General features: G+C 65.0%; 13 protein-coding genes. 7 read left to right on the top strand and 6 right to left on the bottom strand.

Annotated elements, in window-relative coordinates:
* Positions 1–358: 358 nt before the first annotated feature.
* Positions 359–2,224: a DNA helicase RecQ gene (gene recQ, locus CV770_RS31470; protein WP_104465124.1), complete on the top strand. Its 1,866-nt coding sequence runs from the start codon at positions 359–361 to the stop codon at positions 2,222–2,224.
* Between the two features lie 209 nt (positions 2,225–2,433).
* On the opposite strand, the gene CV770_RS31475 is transcribed toward recQ, so the two are convergent.
* Positions 2,434–3,450 (bottom strand): 1-aminocyclopropane-1-carboxylate deaminase, encoded by a 1,017-nt coding sequence (locus tag CV770_RS31475; protein WP_104465125.1) that lies wholly within the window; start codon positions 3,448–3,450, stop codon positions 2,434–2,436.
* Positions 3,451–3,614: 164 nt separating this feature from the next.
* Between CV770_RS31475 and CV770_RS31480 the strand changes: the two genes are divergently transcribed.
* From CV770_RS31480 to CV770_RS31490, 3 genes are all read left to right on the top strand, one after another.
* Positions 3,615–4,079, top strand: a complete 465-nt coding sequence (locus CV770_RS31480; RefSeq protein ID WP_104465146.1) for an Lrp/AsnC family transcriptional regulator — start codon at positions 3,615–3,617, stop codon at positions 4,077–4,079.
* Between the two features lie 43 nt (positions 4,080–4,122).
* Entirely contained in the window at positions 4,123–5,286 is a 1,164-nt protein-coding gene (locus CV770_RS31485) for a PLP-dependent cysteine synthase family protein (protein WP_104465126.1), read from the top strand.
* A 108-nt stretch (positions 5,287–5,394) separates the two neighbouring features.
* Positions 5,395–5,955: a carboxymuconolactone decarboxylase family protein gene (locus CV770_RS31490; protein WP_104465127.1), complete on the top strand. Its 561-nt coding sequence runs from the start codon at positions 5,395–5,397 to the stop codon at positions 5,953–5,955.
* Between the two features lie 16 nt (positions 5,956–5,971).
* Here CV770_RS31490 and CV770_RS31495 read toward each other — a convergent pair whose 3' ends face one another.
* Together CV770_RS31495 and CV770_RS31500 are read right to left on the bottom strand one after the other, a co-directional pair.
* A complete protein-coding gene (locus CV770_RS31495; protein WP_104465128.1) occupies positions 5,972–7,555 on the bottom strand; it encodes a sensor domain-containing diguanylate cyclase in 1,584 nt (527 codons plus the stop codon).
* A gap of 232 nt (positions 7,556–7,787) precedes the next feature.
* Positions 7,788–8,660 carry a hypothetical protein gene (locus CV770_RS31500; RefSeq protein WP_104465147.1) on the bottom strand — a complete coding sequence of 291 codons (873 nt, stop codon included), beginning with the start codon at positions 8,658–8,660 and terminating at the stop codon, positions 7,788–7,790.
* A gap of 218 nt (positions 8,661–8,878) precedes the next feature.
* Between CV770_RS31500 and CV770_RS31505 the strand changes: the two genes are divergently transcribed.
* On the top strand, positions 8,879–9,124 hold the full coding sequence (locus tag CV770_RS31505; RefSeq protein WP_091966051.1) for a hypothetical protein: 246 nt from the start codon (positions 8,879–8,881) through the stop codon (positions 9,122–9,124).
* Positions 9,125–9,133: 9 nt separating this feature from the next.
* Here CV770_RS31505 and CV770_RS31510 read toward each other — a convergent pair whose 3' ends face one another.
* The gene (locus CV770_RS31510) at positions 9,134–10,069 is read right to left on the bottom strand and encodes an alpha/beta hydrolase (RefSeq protein ID WP_104465129.1); all 936 of its coding nucleotides are present in this window, start codon (positions 10,067–10,069) and stop codon (positions 9,134–9,136) included.
* 119 nt (positions 10,070–10,188) lie between these two features.
* Between CV770_RS31510 and CV770_RS31515 the strand changes: the two genes are divergently transcribed.
* Positions 10,189–11,076 carry a branched-chain amino acid aminotransferase gene (locus CV770_RS31515; RefSeq protein ID WP_201760124.1) on the top strand — a complete coding sequence of 296 codons (888 nt, stop codon included), beginning with the start codon at positions 10,189–10,191 and terminating at the stop codon, positions 11,074–11,076.
* Between the two features lie 104 nt (positions 11,077–11,180).
* Here the strand turns inward: CV770_RS31515 and CV770_RS31520 are convergent, their stop codons facing one another.
* Positions 11,181–11,798, bottom strand: coding sequence for a class I SAM-dependent methyltransferase (locus tag CV770_RS31520; protein ID WP_104465131.1), 618 nt, complete (start codon positions 11,796–11,798; stop codon positions 11,181–11,183).
* A 189-nt stretch (positions 11,799–11,987) separates the two neighbouring features.
* The gene (gene phaR, locus CV770_RS31525; RefSeq protein WP_104465132.1) at positions 11,988–12,584 is read right to left on the bottom strand and encodes a polyhydroxyalkanoate synthesis repressor PhaR; all 597 of its coding nucleotides are present in this window, start codon (positions 12,582–12,584) and stop codon (positions 11,988–11,990) included.
* 316 nt (positions 12,585–12,900) lie between these two features.
* Between phaR and CV770_RS31530 the strand changes: the two genes are divergently transcribed.
* Complete coding sequence (locus CV770_RS31530) at positions 12,901–14,079, top strand: acetyl-CoA C-acetyltransferase (protein ID WP_104465133.1); 1,179 nt, start codon at positions 12,901–12,903, stop codon at positions 14,077–14,079.
* The last annotated feature ends 87 nt before the right edge of the window (positions 14,080–14,166 follow it).

Here is a 14,166-nt window from a genome sequence, read left to right on the forward strand (position 1 = left end):
ATTGGCGCCGGCGCCCTTCGGCATCAGCGCTTCCACAAAGCTCGGCTGTCCTGTCCGCTTCACCGCCATCGATACCTCCAAGGCTTTGACCTAGGGAATCACAACTGGCGGATTACGCAACAGGCCCCTTGTGGGAGAAGGTGGCGCGCAGCGCCGGATGAGGGGTTCTATCGGCAAATCCAACTATCGCGTTCGTGGCCCGATACCCCTCACCCTTCTCGCCGCTATGCGGCGAGCCACCCTCTCCCACAAGGGGAGAGGGGAAGTGCCGGACTCGCCCCGCAAACATCTTGCCACGCCCGTGCCAGCATGCGACTGGCCTTGTGACGAATCTCACGGCCCTGGTTCCAGCCCTCTCATGTCAGCCCCTTCCACCGCCCCGCGACCTGCGCCGGCCAACGGCCGCGACGCGCTGTCGGTGCTGCATTCGGTATTCGGCCTGCCGGGTTTTCGTGGTGCGCAGGGCGAGATCATCCGGCACGTCACCGATGGCGGCAATTGCCTGGTGCTGATGCCGACCGGCGGTGGCAAGTCGCTGTGCTATCAACTTCCCTCACTGCTCCGCGAAGGCTGCGGCATCGTGGTGTCGCCGTTGATCGCCCTGATGCGCGACCAGGTTGCCGGCCTGCTCGAGGCCGGCGTCAACGCCGCCGCGCTGAATTCGTCGCTGACGCTGCAGGAGGCTTCCGACATCGAGCGGCGCCTGCTCGCGGGCGATCTCGATCTGCTCTATGTCGCGCCGGAACGCCTGGTGACGCCGCGCTGCCTGTCGCTACTGGCGCAGGCCAAGGTGGCGCTGTTCGCGATCGACGAGGCGCATTGCGTCTCGCAATGGGGCCATGACTTCCGTCCCGAATATGTCGGCCTCTCCATCATCGCCGAGCGCTTCCCCGGCGTGCCGCGCATCGCGCTGACCGCGACCGCCGACGAGTTGACGCGCAAGGAGATCGTGGCGCGGCTTCAGCTCGCGGACTCGCCGCAGTTCGTCTCCAGCTTCGACCGGCCCAACATCCGCTACGAGATCGTCGACAAGCGCAGTGCGGTGTCGCAGCTGAAGGAGTTCATCCGGGAGCGGCATGCCGGGGACGCCGGCGTGGTCTATTGCCTGTCCCGCAACCGTGTCGAGGAGGTCGCCGCCGCGCTCGACGAGGCCGGCATTGCCGCGCTGCCCTATCACGCCGGGCTCGACAGCCAGGTGCGCTCGCGCAACCAGGACCGCTTCCTCAACGAGGACGGCATCGTCATCGTCGCGACCGTCGCGTTCGGCATGGGCATCGACAAGCCCGACGTGCGCTTCGTCGCCCATCTCGACCTGCCCAAGAGCATCGAGGCCTATTACCAGGAGACCGGCCGCGCCGGTCGCGACGGCAAGCCATCGGCCGCCTGGATGGCCTACGGCCTCTCCGACATCGTGCAGCAGCGCCGCATGATCGACGAATCCAGCGCCTCCGACGAATTCAAGCGGGTCTCGATCGGCAAGCTCGATGCGCTGGTCGGCCTTGCCGAAACGCTGCACTGCCGGCGTCGTCGGCTGCTCGCCTATTTCGGCGAGATCGTGATGGGCGAGAGCTGCGGCAATTGCGACAATTGCCTGACGCCGCCGAAGATGCGCGACGGCAAGGTGCTGGCGCAGAAGCTGTTGTCCTGCGTCTATCGCACCGGGCAACGTTTCGGCGCGATGCACTTGATCGACGTGCTGATCGGACGCCTGACCGAGAAGGTCACGCAGTTCGGCCACGACAAATTGTCCGTGTTCGGCATCGGGCGCGAGCTCAACGAAAAGCAGTGGCGAACGGTGCTGCGGCAATTGGTGGCGATGGGCCATTTGCAGAGCGACAGCGAAGCCTTTGGTGCGCTGAAGCTGACCGAGACCGCGCGCGGCGTGCTGCGCGGTGAGACCGAAGTGTGGCTGCGCGAGGAAGCGCCCGGCACGCGCATTCGCGCAAGCCGCGGCAAATCCCGCCGTGGCGATCTCGCGCCTGCGACCAGCGCGCCGGAAGGCGATGTCGATCCCGAACTGCGCGCGCGGCTGCGTTCATGGCGCTCGGAGGTCGCGCGCGAGCGCGGCGTTCCGGCCTATGTGGTGCTGCACGATGCCACCATCGACGGCATCGTCCGGGCCTGGCCGACGACACTCGACGAGCTTCGCAACGTACCCGGCATCGGCGACAAGAAGCTCGAGCATTACGGCGACGAGCTGCTGCAGATCGTCAGGACAAGGTAGGGGGCGGGGGATGTTGGTGCGACCAACTCCCTCAACACGTCATCCCGGATAACCGCGCCTAAAGCGCGCGCAGATCCGGGATCCATAACCACAGGACGAAGTTGCTGCGACGCGCTGGCAACTACGAGTCTTCGCAAAACTATTGCTGCGGCGTATGGGTCCCCGCGTTCGCGGGGACGACAGCGCAGGGGAGGCGAGAGCCTACTGCCTCACCCATTCCGGAACGCGTAAGCGTATCCGTTCAACGCCGGTGCTCCGCCGAGATGCGCGTACAGGATCTTCGCGCCCTTCTCGAAATAGCCCTTCTGCGCGAGGTCGATCAGGCCCTGCATCGATTTGCCCTCGTAGACCGGGTCGGTGATCATGCCTTCGAGACGCGCGGTGAGGCGGATCGCTTCCTTGGTCTCTTCCGACGGCACGCCGTAGGCGGGATAGGCGTAGTCCTCGATCAGCACGACGTCCTCAGCGACGAGCTCCTTGCCGAGCTCGACGAGTTTTGCAGTGTTCTGCGCGATCTCGAGCACCTGCGATTTCGTCTGCGCCGGCGTGAAGGACGCATCGATGCCGATCACCTTGCGGGCGCGGCCGTCGGCGGCGAAGCCGACCAGCATGCCGGCATGGGTCGAGCCAGTCACCGTGCAGACGACGATGTAGTCGAACTTGAAGCCGAGCTCCTCCTCCTGCTTGCGCACCTCTTCGGCGAAGCCGACATAGCCGAGGCCGCCGAACTTGTGCACGGAGGCGCCGGCGGGAATCGCATAGGGCTTGCCGCCCGCGGCCTTCACCTCGTCGATCGCCTGCTCCCAGCTCTTGCGGATGCCGATGTCGAAACCGTCGTCGACCAGGCGCACGTCGGCGCCCATGATGCGCGAGAGCATGATGTTGCCGACACGGTCATAGACCGCGTCCTCGTGCGGCACCCAGGCTTCCTGCACCAGGCGGCACTTCATGCCGATCTTGGCGGCGACCGCGGCGATCATGCGGGTGTGGTTCGACTGCACGCCGCCGATCGAGACCAGCGTGTCGGCGTTGGAGGCGATCGCATCGGGAATGATGTATTCGAGCTTGCGCAGCTTGTTGCCGCCATAGGCGAGGCCCGAATTGCAGTCCTCGCGCTTGGCATAGACCTCGACATTGCCGCCGAGATGTTTTGACAGCCGCTCCAGCTTCTCGATGGGCGTGGGGCCGAAGGTCAAAGGATAGCGCGGAAATTTGTCCAGCTTCATGGGGCATCCCGATTGGCGTTGGCGTTGGTGTTGGTAGCTGCCTAGCATCGCCTCGGAAAAAGGTGCTCTCGAATATTGCGCCAATGTTGCGCCAGTTCTTGCGGAAAAAGTGCCGATTGCTAATAATCCTTCCAGAAAATCATCCATTCATGGAAGCTTCTTTCATGGCTGCCCGGCTCGACCGCACCGACCTTAAGATCTTGAGATTGCTCCAGAATAATGGTCGGCTCAGCAATGCCGAGCTGGCCGAAACTGTCGCGATCAGCCCCGCCACCTGCCATCGCCGCACCCAGCGCCTGTTCGAGGATGGCTTCATCGCCGCCGTGCGCGCCATGGTCGCGCCGAAGAAGGTGGCCAAGGGCACCCTGGTGATGGTCGGCGTCGTGCTCGACCGCTCGACGCCGGAGAGCTTTGCCATCTTCGAGCAGGCGATCGCAAAGCTGAAATTCGTGCTCGATTGCCACCTCGTCGCCGGCGACTTCGACTATTTCCTCAAGATCCGCGTCGGCGACATGGAGGATTTCAACCGCATCCATGGCGAGCAGCTGATCGCGCTGCCCGGCGTGCGCCAAACCCGCACCTTCTTCGTGATGAAGGAGGTCGTCGACAACGCGCCGCTGGAGTTTTGAGCGCGCCCTTGATGCGCAACGCGTGTCGTGAGAGATTCGCTCGATGCATACATTTCCCTTCCGCCAGCACAATCCGGCCGGGCCGGCCTATCGGCGCGGCTGGGTCGACGAGGCTGTGGCCGCGATCGAGGCCGACCAGTGCCGCACCGCCGACACGCATCTGATCCGGCTGATCGTGCCGGCGCTATCCGGCATCGACATCTATCTGAAGGATGAATCCACCCATCCGACCGGCAGCTTGAAGCATCGCCTCGCACGCTCGCTGTTCCTCTACGCGCTCTGCAATGGTCACATCCGCGAAGGCACGCCGGTCGTCGAGGCGTCGTCGGGATCGACCGCGGTCTCGGAAGCCTATTTCGCGCAGATGATCGGCGTGCCCTTCTACGCCGTGATGCCGCGCACGACCTCGGCCGAGAAGATCGCCGCAATCGAGCATTATGGCGGCAATTGCCATCTGATCGACGACGGGCGCGCGCTCTATGCGGAGGCCGCCGCGCTCGCCGCGCGCCTGAACGGCCACTACATGGACCAGTTCACCTTCGCCGAGCGCGCGACGGATTGGCGCGGCAACAACAACATCGCCGAATCGATCTTCACGCAATTGCAGGGCGAGCCGCGGCCGTTGCCGGATTGGATCGTGATGGGCGCGGGCACCGGCGGCACCTCGGCCACCATCGGACGCTATCTGCGCTATCGCCAATATCCGACGCGGCTGTGCGTCGCCGATGTCGAGCATTCCGCCTTCTTCGATTGCTTCCGCTCGCAGGACCGCTCCCATGTTTGCGACCGCCCGTCGCTGATCGAGGGCGTCGGCCGTCCGCGTTGCGAGCCCTCCTTCGTGCCTGGTGTGGTCGACCGCATGATGAAGATCCCGGATGCGGCCACGATCGCGGCGATGAACGTGCTGTCGCGCCGGTTGCGCCGCCCGGTCGGCGGGTCCACCGGCACCAATTTCCTGGCGCTGTGCCGGCTCGCCTCGGAGATGCGGCAGGCGAACGCGACGGGGTCGCTGGTGACGCTGATCTGCGATTCCGGCGAGCGCTATCGCCAGACCTATTACGAGCCCGAATGGCTGAAGGCGCGCGGCCTCGATCCGGCGCCGTTCGAGGCCAATTTGTCGTCGTTTCTCGCGACAGGTGAGCCGCTGACGCTCGCCGTCGACGATTTCGCAAATCCCCAGAGCGCACGAAGCCCCGAGGCGACATAGTCGAATTTGTCGGAACGCCCGCTCGGCGTGCGATGTCACGGCAACTTCACTTGCGTTGCGCGCACCTGCGGGCAAGCCTCACCCCTTCTCAACGAGGAGGTCTCCGCCGTGCGCCTTCCCATTCTCGATCCCAAGGATCTGACCGACGAACAGAAGCCGCTCTATGACGACATGCGAGCCGGCATCAAGGACCACTTCAAGGGTTTTGTGAACATGCGCGACGACGGCGCGCTGCTCGGGCCCTGGAATCCCTGGGTCCGCGAGCCGCGCTTCGGCAAGCCGGTGTGGGAGCTGGTCAAGGCGATCGCCTCGAACCCGCTGCTGCCGGCCCCGGTGCGCGAGGTCGCCATTCTCGTCACCGGCTCGCATTTCCGCTCCGGCTACGAGCTCTATGCCCATGTGCTGGTCGCCGAGCAGCGCGGCCTGTCCGACGAGAAGCTCGCGACCATCGTCGCCGGTCAGCGGCCGGTGGATCTCACCAGGCAGGAGGCCGTCGCCTACGACGTGGCGTCCGCGCTGGTCAGTGGCGGTGTGCTGCCGGAATTGACCTGGCGCGCCGCCGTGAAGGAGTTCGGCGAGCACGGCGCGGCCGAGCTGTCCTATCTCGTCGGCGTCTATTGCATGGTCTCGGTCACGCTCAACACCTTCGACGTGCCGGTGCCGGATTGACGGCAGCGTCCTCCGATCACTCCGCCGCCTTGCTTGCAGGCGGCGGAGGCGCGAAGGCGATGCAGCGGTTGCGGCCCTCGGCCTTGGCCTGGTAGAGCGCGTGATCGGCCGCGCCCATCAGCGCGTCGATGCCGGACATGCTGACGGCGGCCTCGGCGATGCCGATGCTCACGGTGAGGCCGAACTGAATCTCGCCGGCGACGATTTGCGCGCTCATCACGCGCTTGCGGATGCGATCCGCCACGGTCCTTGCACGAGACAGGCTGGTCTCGGGCAGCAGCACCGCGAACTCCTCGCCACCGATGCGGCCGACGATGTCCGACTTGCGCTTGCCGTCGAGGCACGCCGCCGCAACAGCCCTGATCGCGGCGTCGCCCACGGCATGGCCGTAGCGGTCGTTGACCGACTTGAAGTGGTCGATGTCGAGCATCAGCACCGAGACGGAACGATAATAGCGCTGAAACCGGCTCCATTCCGCATCGAGGTTCTCGAGGAAGTGGCGGCGGTTGTAGAGGCCGGTGAGCGGGTCGGTGGTCGCGAGCGTCTCCAGCATCGCAGCCTTTTCCGTCAGGTCGGTGATGTCGACATAGGTCAGCATGCGGCCGCCGTTCGACATCGTGGTGCAATGGGCCCTGATGCGCCTTCCGTCCGGCGTCTGCAAATCGCGCACATGGTCGCCGGCCATGACCTCTGCAACGCGCCGCGCTGGAAATCTCGCGAGCTCGTTGGTCGGAAGATTGGGCGCGCTGGCACGGTGCAGGCGTCGCACGAGCGACGAATAGGCCGGCCGGCTCCCCGCCTCGGCTTCACTGACCTCCCAGAAGCGCCGCATGCGCCGGTTCATGAAGGTGGCGTGCAGGTCGGGGTCGAGAAGCAGCACCCCGTCCTGAACATTCTCCAGCGCATCGCGCAGCAGCTTCAGCTCGTCCGAGGCGCGCACGATGTCGGTGACGGGGGTATAGGTCAGCATGCGTCCGCCATCTGGCAGGGGCGTGACCTGTACGCGCACGACATCGCCATTGGTCCGGCGCAGATCGATCGGCGTTGGATCGCCCGCCTCGATCACACGGACGCGTTCCGCCACCAGGGCATCGAGCTCGGGGTCGGGCACCTCATAGGCGCCGGTGTCACGACCGTGATGGAGCAGCGTGAGGATGGATGGATTGCTGTCGGCGACCTCGTCGGGCAGGCGCCACATCTGGCGAAACGACCGGTTGATCAGCCGCGCCCTGAGGCTGGAGTCCAGCAGCACGATGCCGGTCGGCACATGATCGAGCGCGGCACGCAGCGCCAGCATCTGGCTGCGCATCAGCGCATCTGATGAGCGCCCGCGCTCCTCGCCGGCGACGCGCTCGACGCTGCCCGATTGCTCGAAGGCGACGCCGACCTGACGGTCCGATCGCCAGATCACGCGGCAGGTCAGGATCTCGCGCCCCGCGAGCCTGAGCTGGAAGCGCTCGGGCAACCCGAGGCCGCTCTCCATCTCGAGCGTCGCCGCCTCCTCGGTCAGCCGCCGCACGACGCAATCGATCGAGGACTGGCCGAAATTGAAGAAGATCTTCCCAGCAAGCAACGTCCGTTCCGGGACCAAATGGGACATTCGCAGCCTCCCGCGTGACTCCAGCCCAGTCTGTCGCAAGCATATTGCCGAGAGGTAACCGGATGGGCGCTCAGGCGAGAGAACTAACAAGCAGTCCATGGCCCGGGAGGGCCGCTGACGGCCAGCGGCGAATGCGAAAGTCCTTCATCGTCAATGCCGGGCTATTCCGACCGCTGTACCGGGGTCCGGAACACGGGAGATTCGGTTTACCTGCTATCCACCATGATCCCAGTCAGTTCCGGACCGCATAGAGCGGCGTTCGCAACGTCACCTGGTAGGACGGCTTCGGCATCCAGGCGATCTGCGCGGTGATGCCGAACAGGCGGTTGTCATTGTCGTCCATGCGATCGAGGTCGAGCCGCAGGATCGGTTGCGTGAAGGACTCCGCCAGCGTCCGGCCCCCGAGCTGCGCTCCGCCGAACGACTGCATGCCGAGGCGCCCGGTGAACTTCCAGTTGCTCGGCCATTGGTAATAGCCGCCGGCATAGAGGATCGTGTTGGGCCGGATGCTGGCGAACGGGCTGGCGATGGTGGTGTAAGTGTATTGCATGCCGGCCAGCCAGCCCCGCGTCTCGTCCTCATCGAGCGCGTAGTCGAATTCAAGGATGTTGTTGAACGAATTGGTCATGCCCTGATCGTTCGGCACCGACTGCGTCAGGGTCGATTGCAGCGTGATGGTCGGGATCGTTCCGCCATTCTGCTGATAGAGGTCGGCCTGCACGCCGATGTTCCAGCTCGTGATGTCGAAGGTCGACCAGCCGCCGCCGATGTCGGTCGCCGAGCCCGACACGCCGCCATAGAGCGAGACGCGGTCGCTGACGTCGACGGTCAGCGGCAGGTCGACGGCAATCGATTTCGCGGCCGGCAAGCCGTTCGACAGCGTTGCGCCTCTGCGCACCGCCAACGCCTCGAGCGCGGCCGACAGGGACGTGTTGCCGAAGCCGAGCCCGAGCGTGCCCGCCGGAATCGTCGCATAGGTCGTGCGCAGATCGAGATAGATGTTTGGCGCCGCCGGCTTTGCCGGTGCGTCCTCCTCGGCTTCGGCGGAGAAGGCGTCGCTGGCCGAAATCGTCAGACAGGCCAGTCCCATCGCGATAGCGCGCAGGGCCTGATGATGCGATGGGCGGTGACTGGGCACGTGACAATCCGACGCGCGGGGACTGTGTGGCGAAATCGTGTGTGCTAGATGGAACGTGATCGTTCCCGTGGTCAAGCGCTATCCGCAAACGATGGACTGCATCGATGTGCGCGGCTACCCTGTCGTGATTGCACCGATACGCTTCGCCGGCCAGAGTGCAGGCCGGACTATGGAGGACGACAGCCATGACCACGTCACGCCGCATCCTGCTCGCCGGAATGGCGGGGCTCGCCGTCGCTCCGACCGCTGTCGCGGCCGCATCTGCGCCAGTGCCCGATGACACGACGGTTGCCGAAGAGCGCTTCGCGCGCATGATCGCCGCGGCGCATGCGCCCGACGTCACCTGCGCCCGGCAGGCCGAACGTTATGCGGACGCGCATTGGCCTGACTATGTTGTGGCAGCCAGGGCCGTTATCGATGCGCGCGCCTGATTCGCGCTCTTACCTCGCAACGGCACGCCGCACCTGCTCGCCGATCTGCGACAGCACCAGCTGCGCCTGCGGCAGGATTGCGCCCATGGCGTGGAAATTGTGCACCATGCCGTCGTGGCAGACATGCTCGACGGCGACGCCCGCGGCTAGCAGCTTGCGGGCATAGGCATTGCCTTCATCGCGCATCGGATCGTACTCGGCCGTGTGGATGATCGCGGTCGGCAGACCCGCGAGCCGTGTTGCCCGCAAGGGAGAAACGCGGGGATCGGCGGTGTCGATACCGTCAGGCAGATAGTCGGAGAGATCGGCCTCGATCGTGACGCGGTCGATCAGATGGCCCTCTGCAAAGGCCTCGCGTGAGGGCGAGGTTTCCTCGAAATCCAGCACCGGGCAGATCAGGCACTGCGCGGCGATGGCGAGGCCGGCGGTCTGCGCCGCCTCCTGGCACACGATGGCAGCGAGCGTTGCACCCGCGGAATCGCCGCCGACCACCAGACGGTCCGCATCGATCCCGAGCGATGCGGCCTCGCGCGCAACCCATTCGGTGGCGGTGATCGCGTCATCGACGGCGGCAGGGAATTTGTGCTCCGGCGCGAGCCGGTAGTCGACCGAGACGAGGCGGCAACCGGTGGCATGCGCCAGCGCCGCCGCGATGCGATCATGCGTGGCAATGCCGCCGGCGACCATGCCGCCGCCATGGAAAAACACGAAGCCAGGCGCACGCTGATCGGCATTTGCAGGCGTGTAGAGCCGATAGGGCAGTTCGCTGGCGCGGCCGGGCAGCATACCGTCGCGCGTCGTCACATCCGGCGCATCGGTGCGTGCGAACTGCATCAGCTTCGCCAGCGATTGCCGCCGCGCCTCCACGCTCGGCCGGCCCCTCGCCCGCGGCCCAGCCGCAGCTATCATGGTCAACAAGCGCTTTGCGAGTGGATCGAGCGACATGCTGCCTCCTTCTTCCCGTGCGGGAGAGGGTAGCCCACCACTTCCGCGCAGGGAATCATTTAGATGTTGCGTCCAATAGTGGCGCTATCATGCGGCAGCACGCCAAGGGGAGGCCTGATATGGCCGAGATCAGGAAGCCGATCGAATATTCGCCGAGCTGGACCTTCTTCGAAGGTAAATGGCACGACGGCAATGTGCCGATCATGGGCCCGCGCACGCATGCGGCCTGGCTCGGCTCGATCGTGTTCGACGGTGCACGCGCGTTCGAGGGTGTCGCACCCGATCTCGACCGTCACGTCGCCCGCGCCAATCAATCCGCGATCAATTTTGGCCTGAAGCCGGTGGTCGATACCGGCACCTGGCTCACGCTCGCAACCGAAGGCATTGCCCGCTTTGCGGCCAATGCAGAGCTCTACGTCCGTCCGATGTATTGGGCGCAGAACGGCTCGGGCGGCGGCGTGCTGTTCGACCCCGAGACCACCAATTGGTGCCTGTGCATCTACGAGGCGCCGATGCCCAAACCCGTCGGCAACGCCATCACCCTGTCGCCGTTCCGCAGGCCGACCGCCGAATGCGCTCCGGTCGAGGCCAAGGCCGCCTGCCTCTACCCGAACAATTCGCGCGCGCTCGCGGAAGCCGCCTCGCGCGGCTTCCAGAACGCGCTGATGCTCGACATGCTCGGCAACGTCGCCGAGTTCGGCAATTCCAACGTGTTCATGGCCAAGGACGGCGTGGTCTATACGCCGGTGCCGAACGGCACCTTCCTCAACGGCATCACGCGCCAGCGCGTCATCACCCTGCTTCGCGGCGACGGCGTCACCGTGGTCGAGAAGACGCTGCGCTATGCCGACTTCCTGGCTGCGGACGAGATCTTCTCCACCGGCAATTTCGCCAAGGTCGCCCCGGTGATCCGCATCGACGAGCGCGAGCTGAAGCCGGGCCCGTTCTACGCCAAAGCGCGCAAGCTCTATTGGGACTTTGCGCATGCGGTGAAGCTGGCGGCGTGATCCGCGCTTTCCGACGTCATGCCCGGGCTTGTCCCGGGCATCCACGTTCTTCCTCGCATGTCGTGATGCGTGGATGGCCGGGACAAGCCCGGCCATGACGAGAGCTACTTCTGCCGCTTAAACCGGCTGAACTGAAACGCCTGCGTCGAATTCCACGGCGTATGATGCGTCTCGCGTCGCGTCTCGACCAGCTCGAACTCCGGCCCGAGCTCCGCAGCAAGGCTGGCGCTGTCATGGCGTTGCACCGGCAAGCCGCTGCATTTCTCCGGACCATCGGGCGCAAACGTTGCAATGATGATCTGGCCGCCGGGCGCAATCGCCGATCGCAGCCGCTCGACATAGGCGTCCCTGTCGTGCGGTTCGGTCAGGAAGTGAAAGGCCGCGCGGTCGTGCCACACATCGTAAGTCCTGGCCGGCCGCCAAGTCGTGGCGTCAGCGACGATCCAGTCGACCGCGGAAGAGGCCTGACCGATTCGCGTCTTCGCCACGTCGAGCGCGTTGGCGGAGAGGTCCAGCACGGTGAGATCGCGATATCCGTCTTGAAGAAGAGCATCGACCAACCGCGAAGCGCCCCCGCCGATATCGATGATCGCCGCGTCATGATCCGGATTGGCCGCGCGGATCATGTCGCGCGAGATCGTCGGGCTATCCTGAAACCAGCTGACCTCGGCCTCGCCCTTGGTGGCGTAGACGTTGTCCCAATGCATGGTGCGATCGGACATGGCGCGCTCCGTGCGTGTCAAGCCGTCATCCTGAGGCGCCGGAGCGGAGCGGAGGCCTCCAGCGACAACGGCTTCGCCGTTGCGCGGGGATGACTGGGCTAAAGCCGGTGAGGAAGAAATGGTAGGCGCGCGCGAAATTGCCAATCGCGCGCCCGCCGCGGGCGGACGCGCTGGTCGACGCGAAAGGTCCTACTCGTCCTTCTTCGACATGCGCTCGAGACGCTCCTGCATGTCCTTCATCTGCTGGCGCAAATCGTCGATGTTGGTGTCCTTCGGCGCCTCGGCGTTCGCCTCGGGCTCCGGCTCCGCGCTGGTCGCCGGGCGGCCCGCATTGGGAGCAAACGGCTTGAACATCGAGAAGGTCTGCTGGAACAGCTCCATGTTACGGCGGACTTGTTCTTCCAGAGGAGCAAAAGGAGTGCCGGACAGGGTGTTGGCGATCTGCTTGCGGAACTTCTCTTGCTCCTGGGTCAGGGTCGCGATCGACTGCTCCAGATATTTCGGCACCACCATCTGCATGCTGTCGCCGTAGAAGCGGATGAGCTGGCGCAGGAAGGTGGTCGGGAGCAGGTTCTGGCCGGCCTTGTTCTCCTGCTCGAAGATGATCTGGGCGAGCACGGAGCGGGTGATGTCGTCGCCGGTCTTGGCGTCATAGACCAGGAAATCTTCGCCATCCTTGACCATCGCGGCGAGGTCTTCCAGCGTCACGTAGGTACTCGTTCCGGTGTTATAGAGCCGGCGGTTCGCGTATTTCTTGATGGTTGTGGGTTGGTCTGATTTCGCCATGGGCTCTCACTTGCAAGCACGGAGAACGGGAACCCGGCGGGCCATGCCGCAGGGCGGGAAGAGTACGCAACGCAACAAAATAAGCATTTTCAAAGGGGTCACGCTACCGTTTTGTGCGGCACGGTTAATCGCAGAGCAAAATCTTGCTTGCGAAAGCGCCAAGAACGCTATTTTGAATGCGCTGCGGCATGAATTCGGTCGCCGGCCGATTGACATGCTTCAACGACGTTAACAGGATGGCTGACGAGACTGGCGAGCCGTTTTCTCAAAGCCCCGCCTGCCCCCTTTCAAGAACCTCAAGCCTCAGGAGATGCCCATGTCAGACGATGTCGTCATCGTCAGCGCCGCCCGCACCCCGGTCGGAAGCTTCAACGGAGCGTTCGCGACCCTTCCCGCCCACGATCTCGGCGCCATCGCCATCAAGGCCGCGCTGGAGCGCGGTGGCATCGAGCCCGGCCGGGTCTCGGAAGTCATCATGGGTCAGATCCTGACCGCCGCCCAGGGCCAGAACCCGGCCCGCCAGGCCTCGATCTCCGCCGGTATTCCGGTGGAGAGCCCGGCCTGGGGCGTCAACCAGCTTTGCGGCTCCGGCCTGCGCACGGTCGCGCTCGGCTACCAGGCGCTGCTCAACGGCGATTCCGAAATCGTGGTCGCCGGCGGCCAGGAATCCATGAGCATGGCCCCGCACGCCCAATATCTGCGTGGCGGCGTTAAGATGGGTGCCGTCGAGTTCGTCGACACCATGATCAAGGACGGCCTGTGGGATGCCTTCAACGGCTACCACATGGGCAACACCGCCGAGAACGTCGCACGGCAGTGGCAGATTACCCGCGCCCAGCAGGACGAATTTGCGGTCGCCTCGCAGCAGAAGGCCGAAGCGGCGCAGAAGGCCGGCAAGTTCGCCGACGAGATCGTCCCCGTCACCATCAAGACCCGCAAGGGCGACATCGTCGTCAGCGCCGACGAATATCCGCGTCATGGCGCCACGCTCGACGGCATGGCCAAGCTCAAGCCCGCCTTTGAAAAGGACGGCACGGTCACCGCGGGCTCGGCATCCGGCATCAATGACGGCGCCGCCGCCGTGGTGCTGATGACCGCCAAGCAGGCCGCCAAGGAAGGCAAGAAGCCGCTCGCGCGGATCGTGTCCTGGGCGCAGGCCGGCGTCGATCCGAAAATCATGGGTTCGGGCCCGATCCCGGCCTCGCGCGCCGCGCTGAAGAAGGCCGGCTGGAATGTCGGCGATCTCGACCTGATCGAGGCCAACGAGGCCTTCGCGGCGCAAGCCTGCGCCGTCAACAAGGATCTCGGCTGGGATACCTCCAAGGTCAACGTCAACGGCGGCGCGATCGCGATCGGTCATCCGGTCGGCGCGTCCGGCGCACGCGTCCTGGTGACGCTGCTGCACGAGATGCAGAAGCGCGATTCGAAGAAGGGCCTCGCCACGCTGTGCATCGGCGGCGGCATGGGCATCGCGATGTGCATTGCGCGCGACTGAAGTTAGCTGACACGTAGCTTACGCGCAGTTTGCGCGTGCGCTGCACACGTCAGTGAGTGCGTTGCACGCGACTAAAAAGGCAGCGGT

The organism is Bradyrhizobium sp. AC87j1, assembly GCF_002936975.1.
Lineage (GTDB): Bacteria > Pseudomonadota > Alphaproteobacteria > Rhizobiales > Xanthobacteraceae > Bradyrhizobium > Bradyrhizobium shewense.

Bases quoted from the DNA above. Each gene is read 5' to 3' on its own strand.
- recQ (WP_104465124.1), top strand. From the start codon at position 359: ATGTCAGCCCCTTCCACCGCCCCGCGACCTGCGCCGGCCAACGGCCGC.
- CV770_RS31475 (WP_104465125.1), bottom strand. From the start codon at position 3,450: ATGAAGCTGGACAAATTTCCGCGCTATCCTTTGACCTTCGGCCCCACG.
- CV770_RS31480 (WP_104465146.1), top strand. From the start codon at position 3,615: ATGGCTGCCCGGCTCGACCGCACCGACCTTAAGATCTTGAGATTGCTC.
- CV770_RS31485 (WP_104465126.1), top strand. From the start codon at position 4,123: ATGCATACATTTCCCTTCCGCCAGCACAATCCGGCCGGGCCGGCCTAT.
- CV770_RS31495 (WP_104465128.1), bottom strand. From the start codon at position 7,555: ATGTCCCATTTGGTCCCGGAACGGACGTTGCTTGCTGGGAAGATCTTC.
- CV770_RS31505 (WP_091966051.1), top strand. From the start codon at position 8,879: ATGACCACGTCACGCCGCATCCTGCTCGCCGGAATGGCGGGGCTCGCC.
- CV770_RS31510 (WP_104465129.1), bottom strand. From the start codon at position 10,069: ATGTCGCTCGATCCACTCGCAAAGCGCTTGTTGACCATGATAGCTGCG.
- CV770_RS31515 (WP_201760124.1), top strand. From the start codon at position 10,189: ATGGCCGAGATCAGGAAGCCGATCGAATATTCGCCGAGCTGGACCTTC.
- CV770_RS31520 (WP_104465131.1), bottom strand. From the start codon at position 11,798: ATGTCCGATCGCACCATGCATTGGGACAACGTCTACGCCACCAAGGGC.
- phaR (WP_104465132.1), bottom strand. From the start codon at position 12,584: ATGGCGAAATCAGACCAACCCACAACCATCAAGAAATACGCGAACCGC.
- CV770_RS31530 (WP_104465133.1), top strand. From the start codon at position 12,901: ATGTCAGACGATGTCGTCATCGTCAGCGCCGCCCGCACCCCGGTCGGA.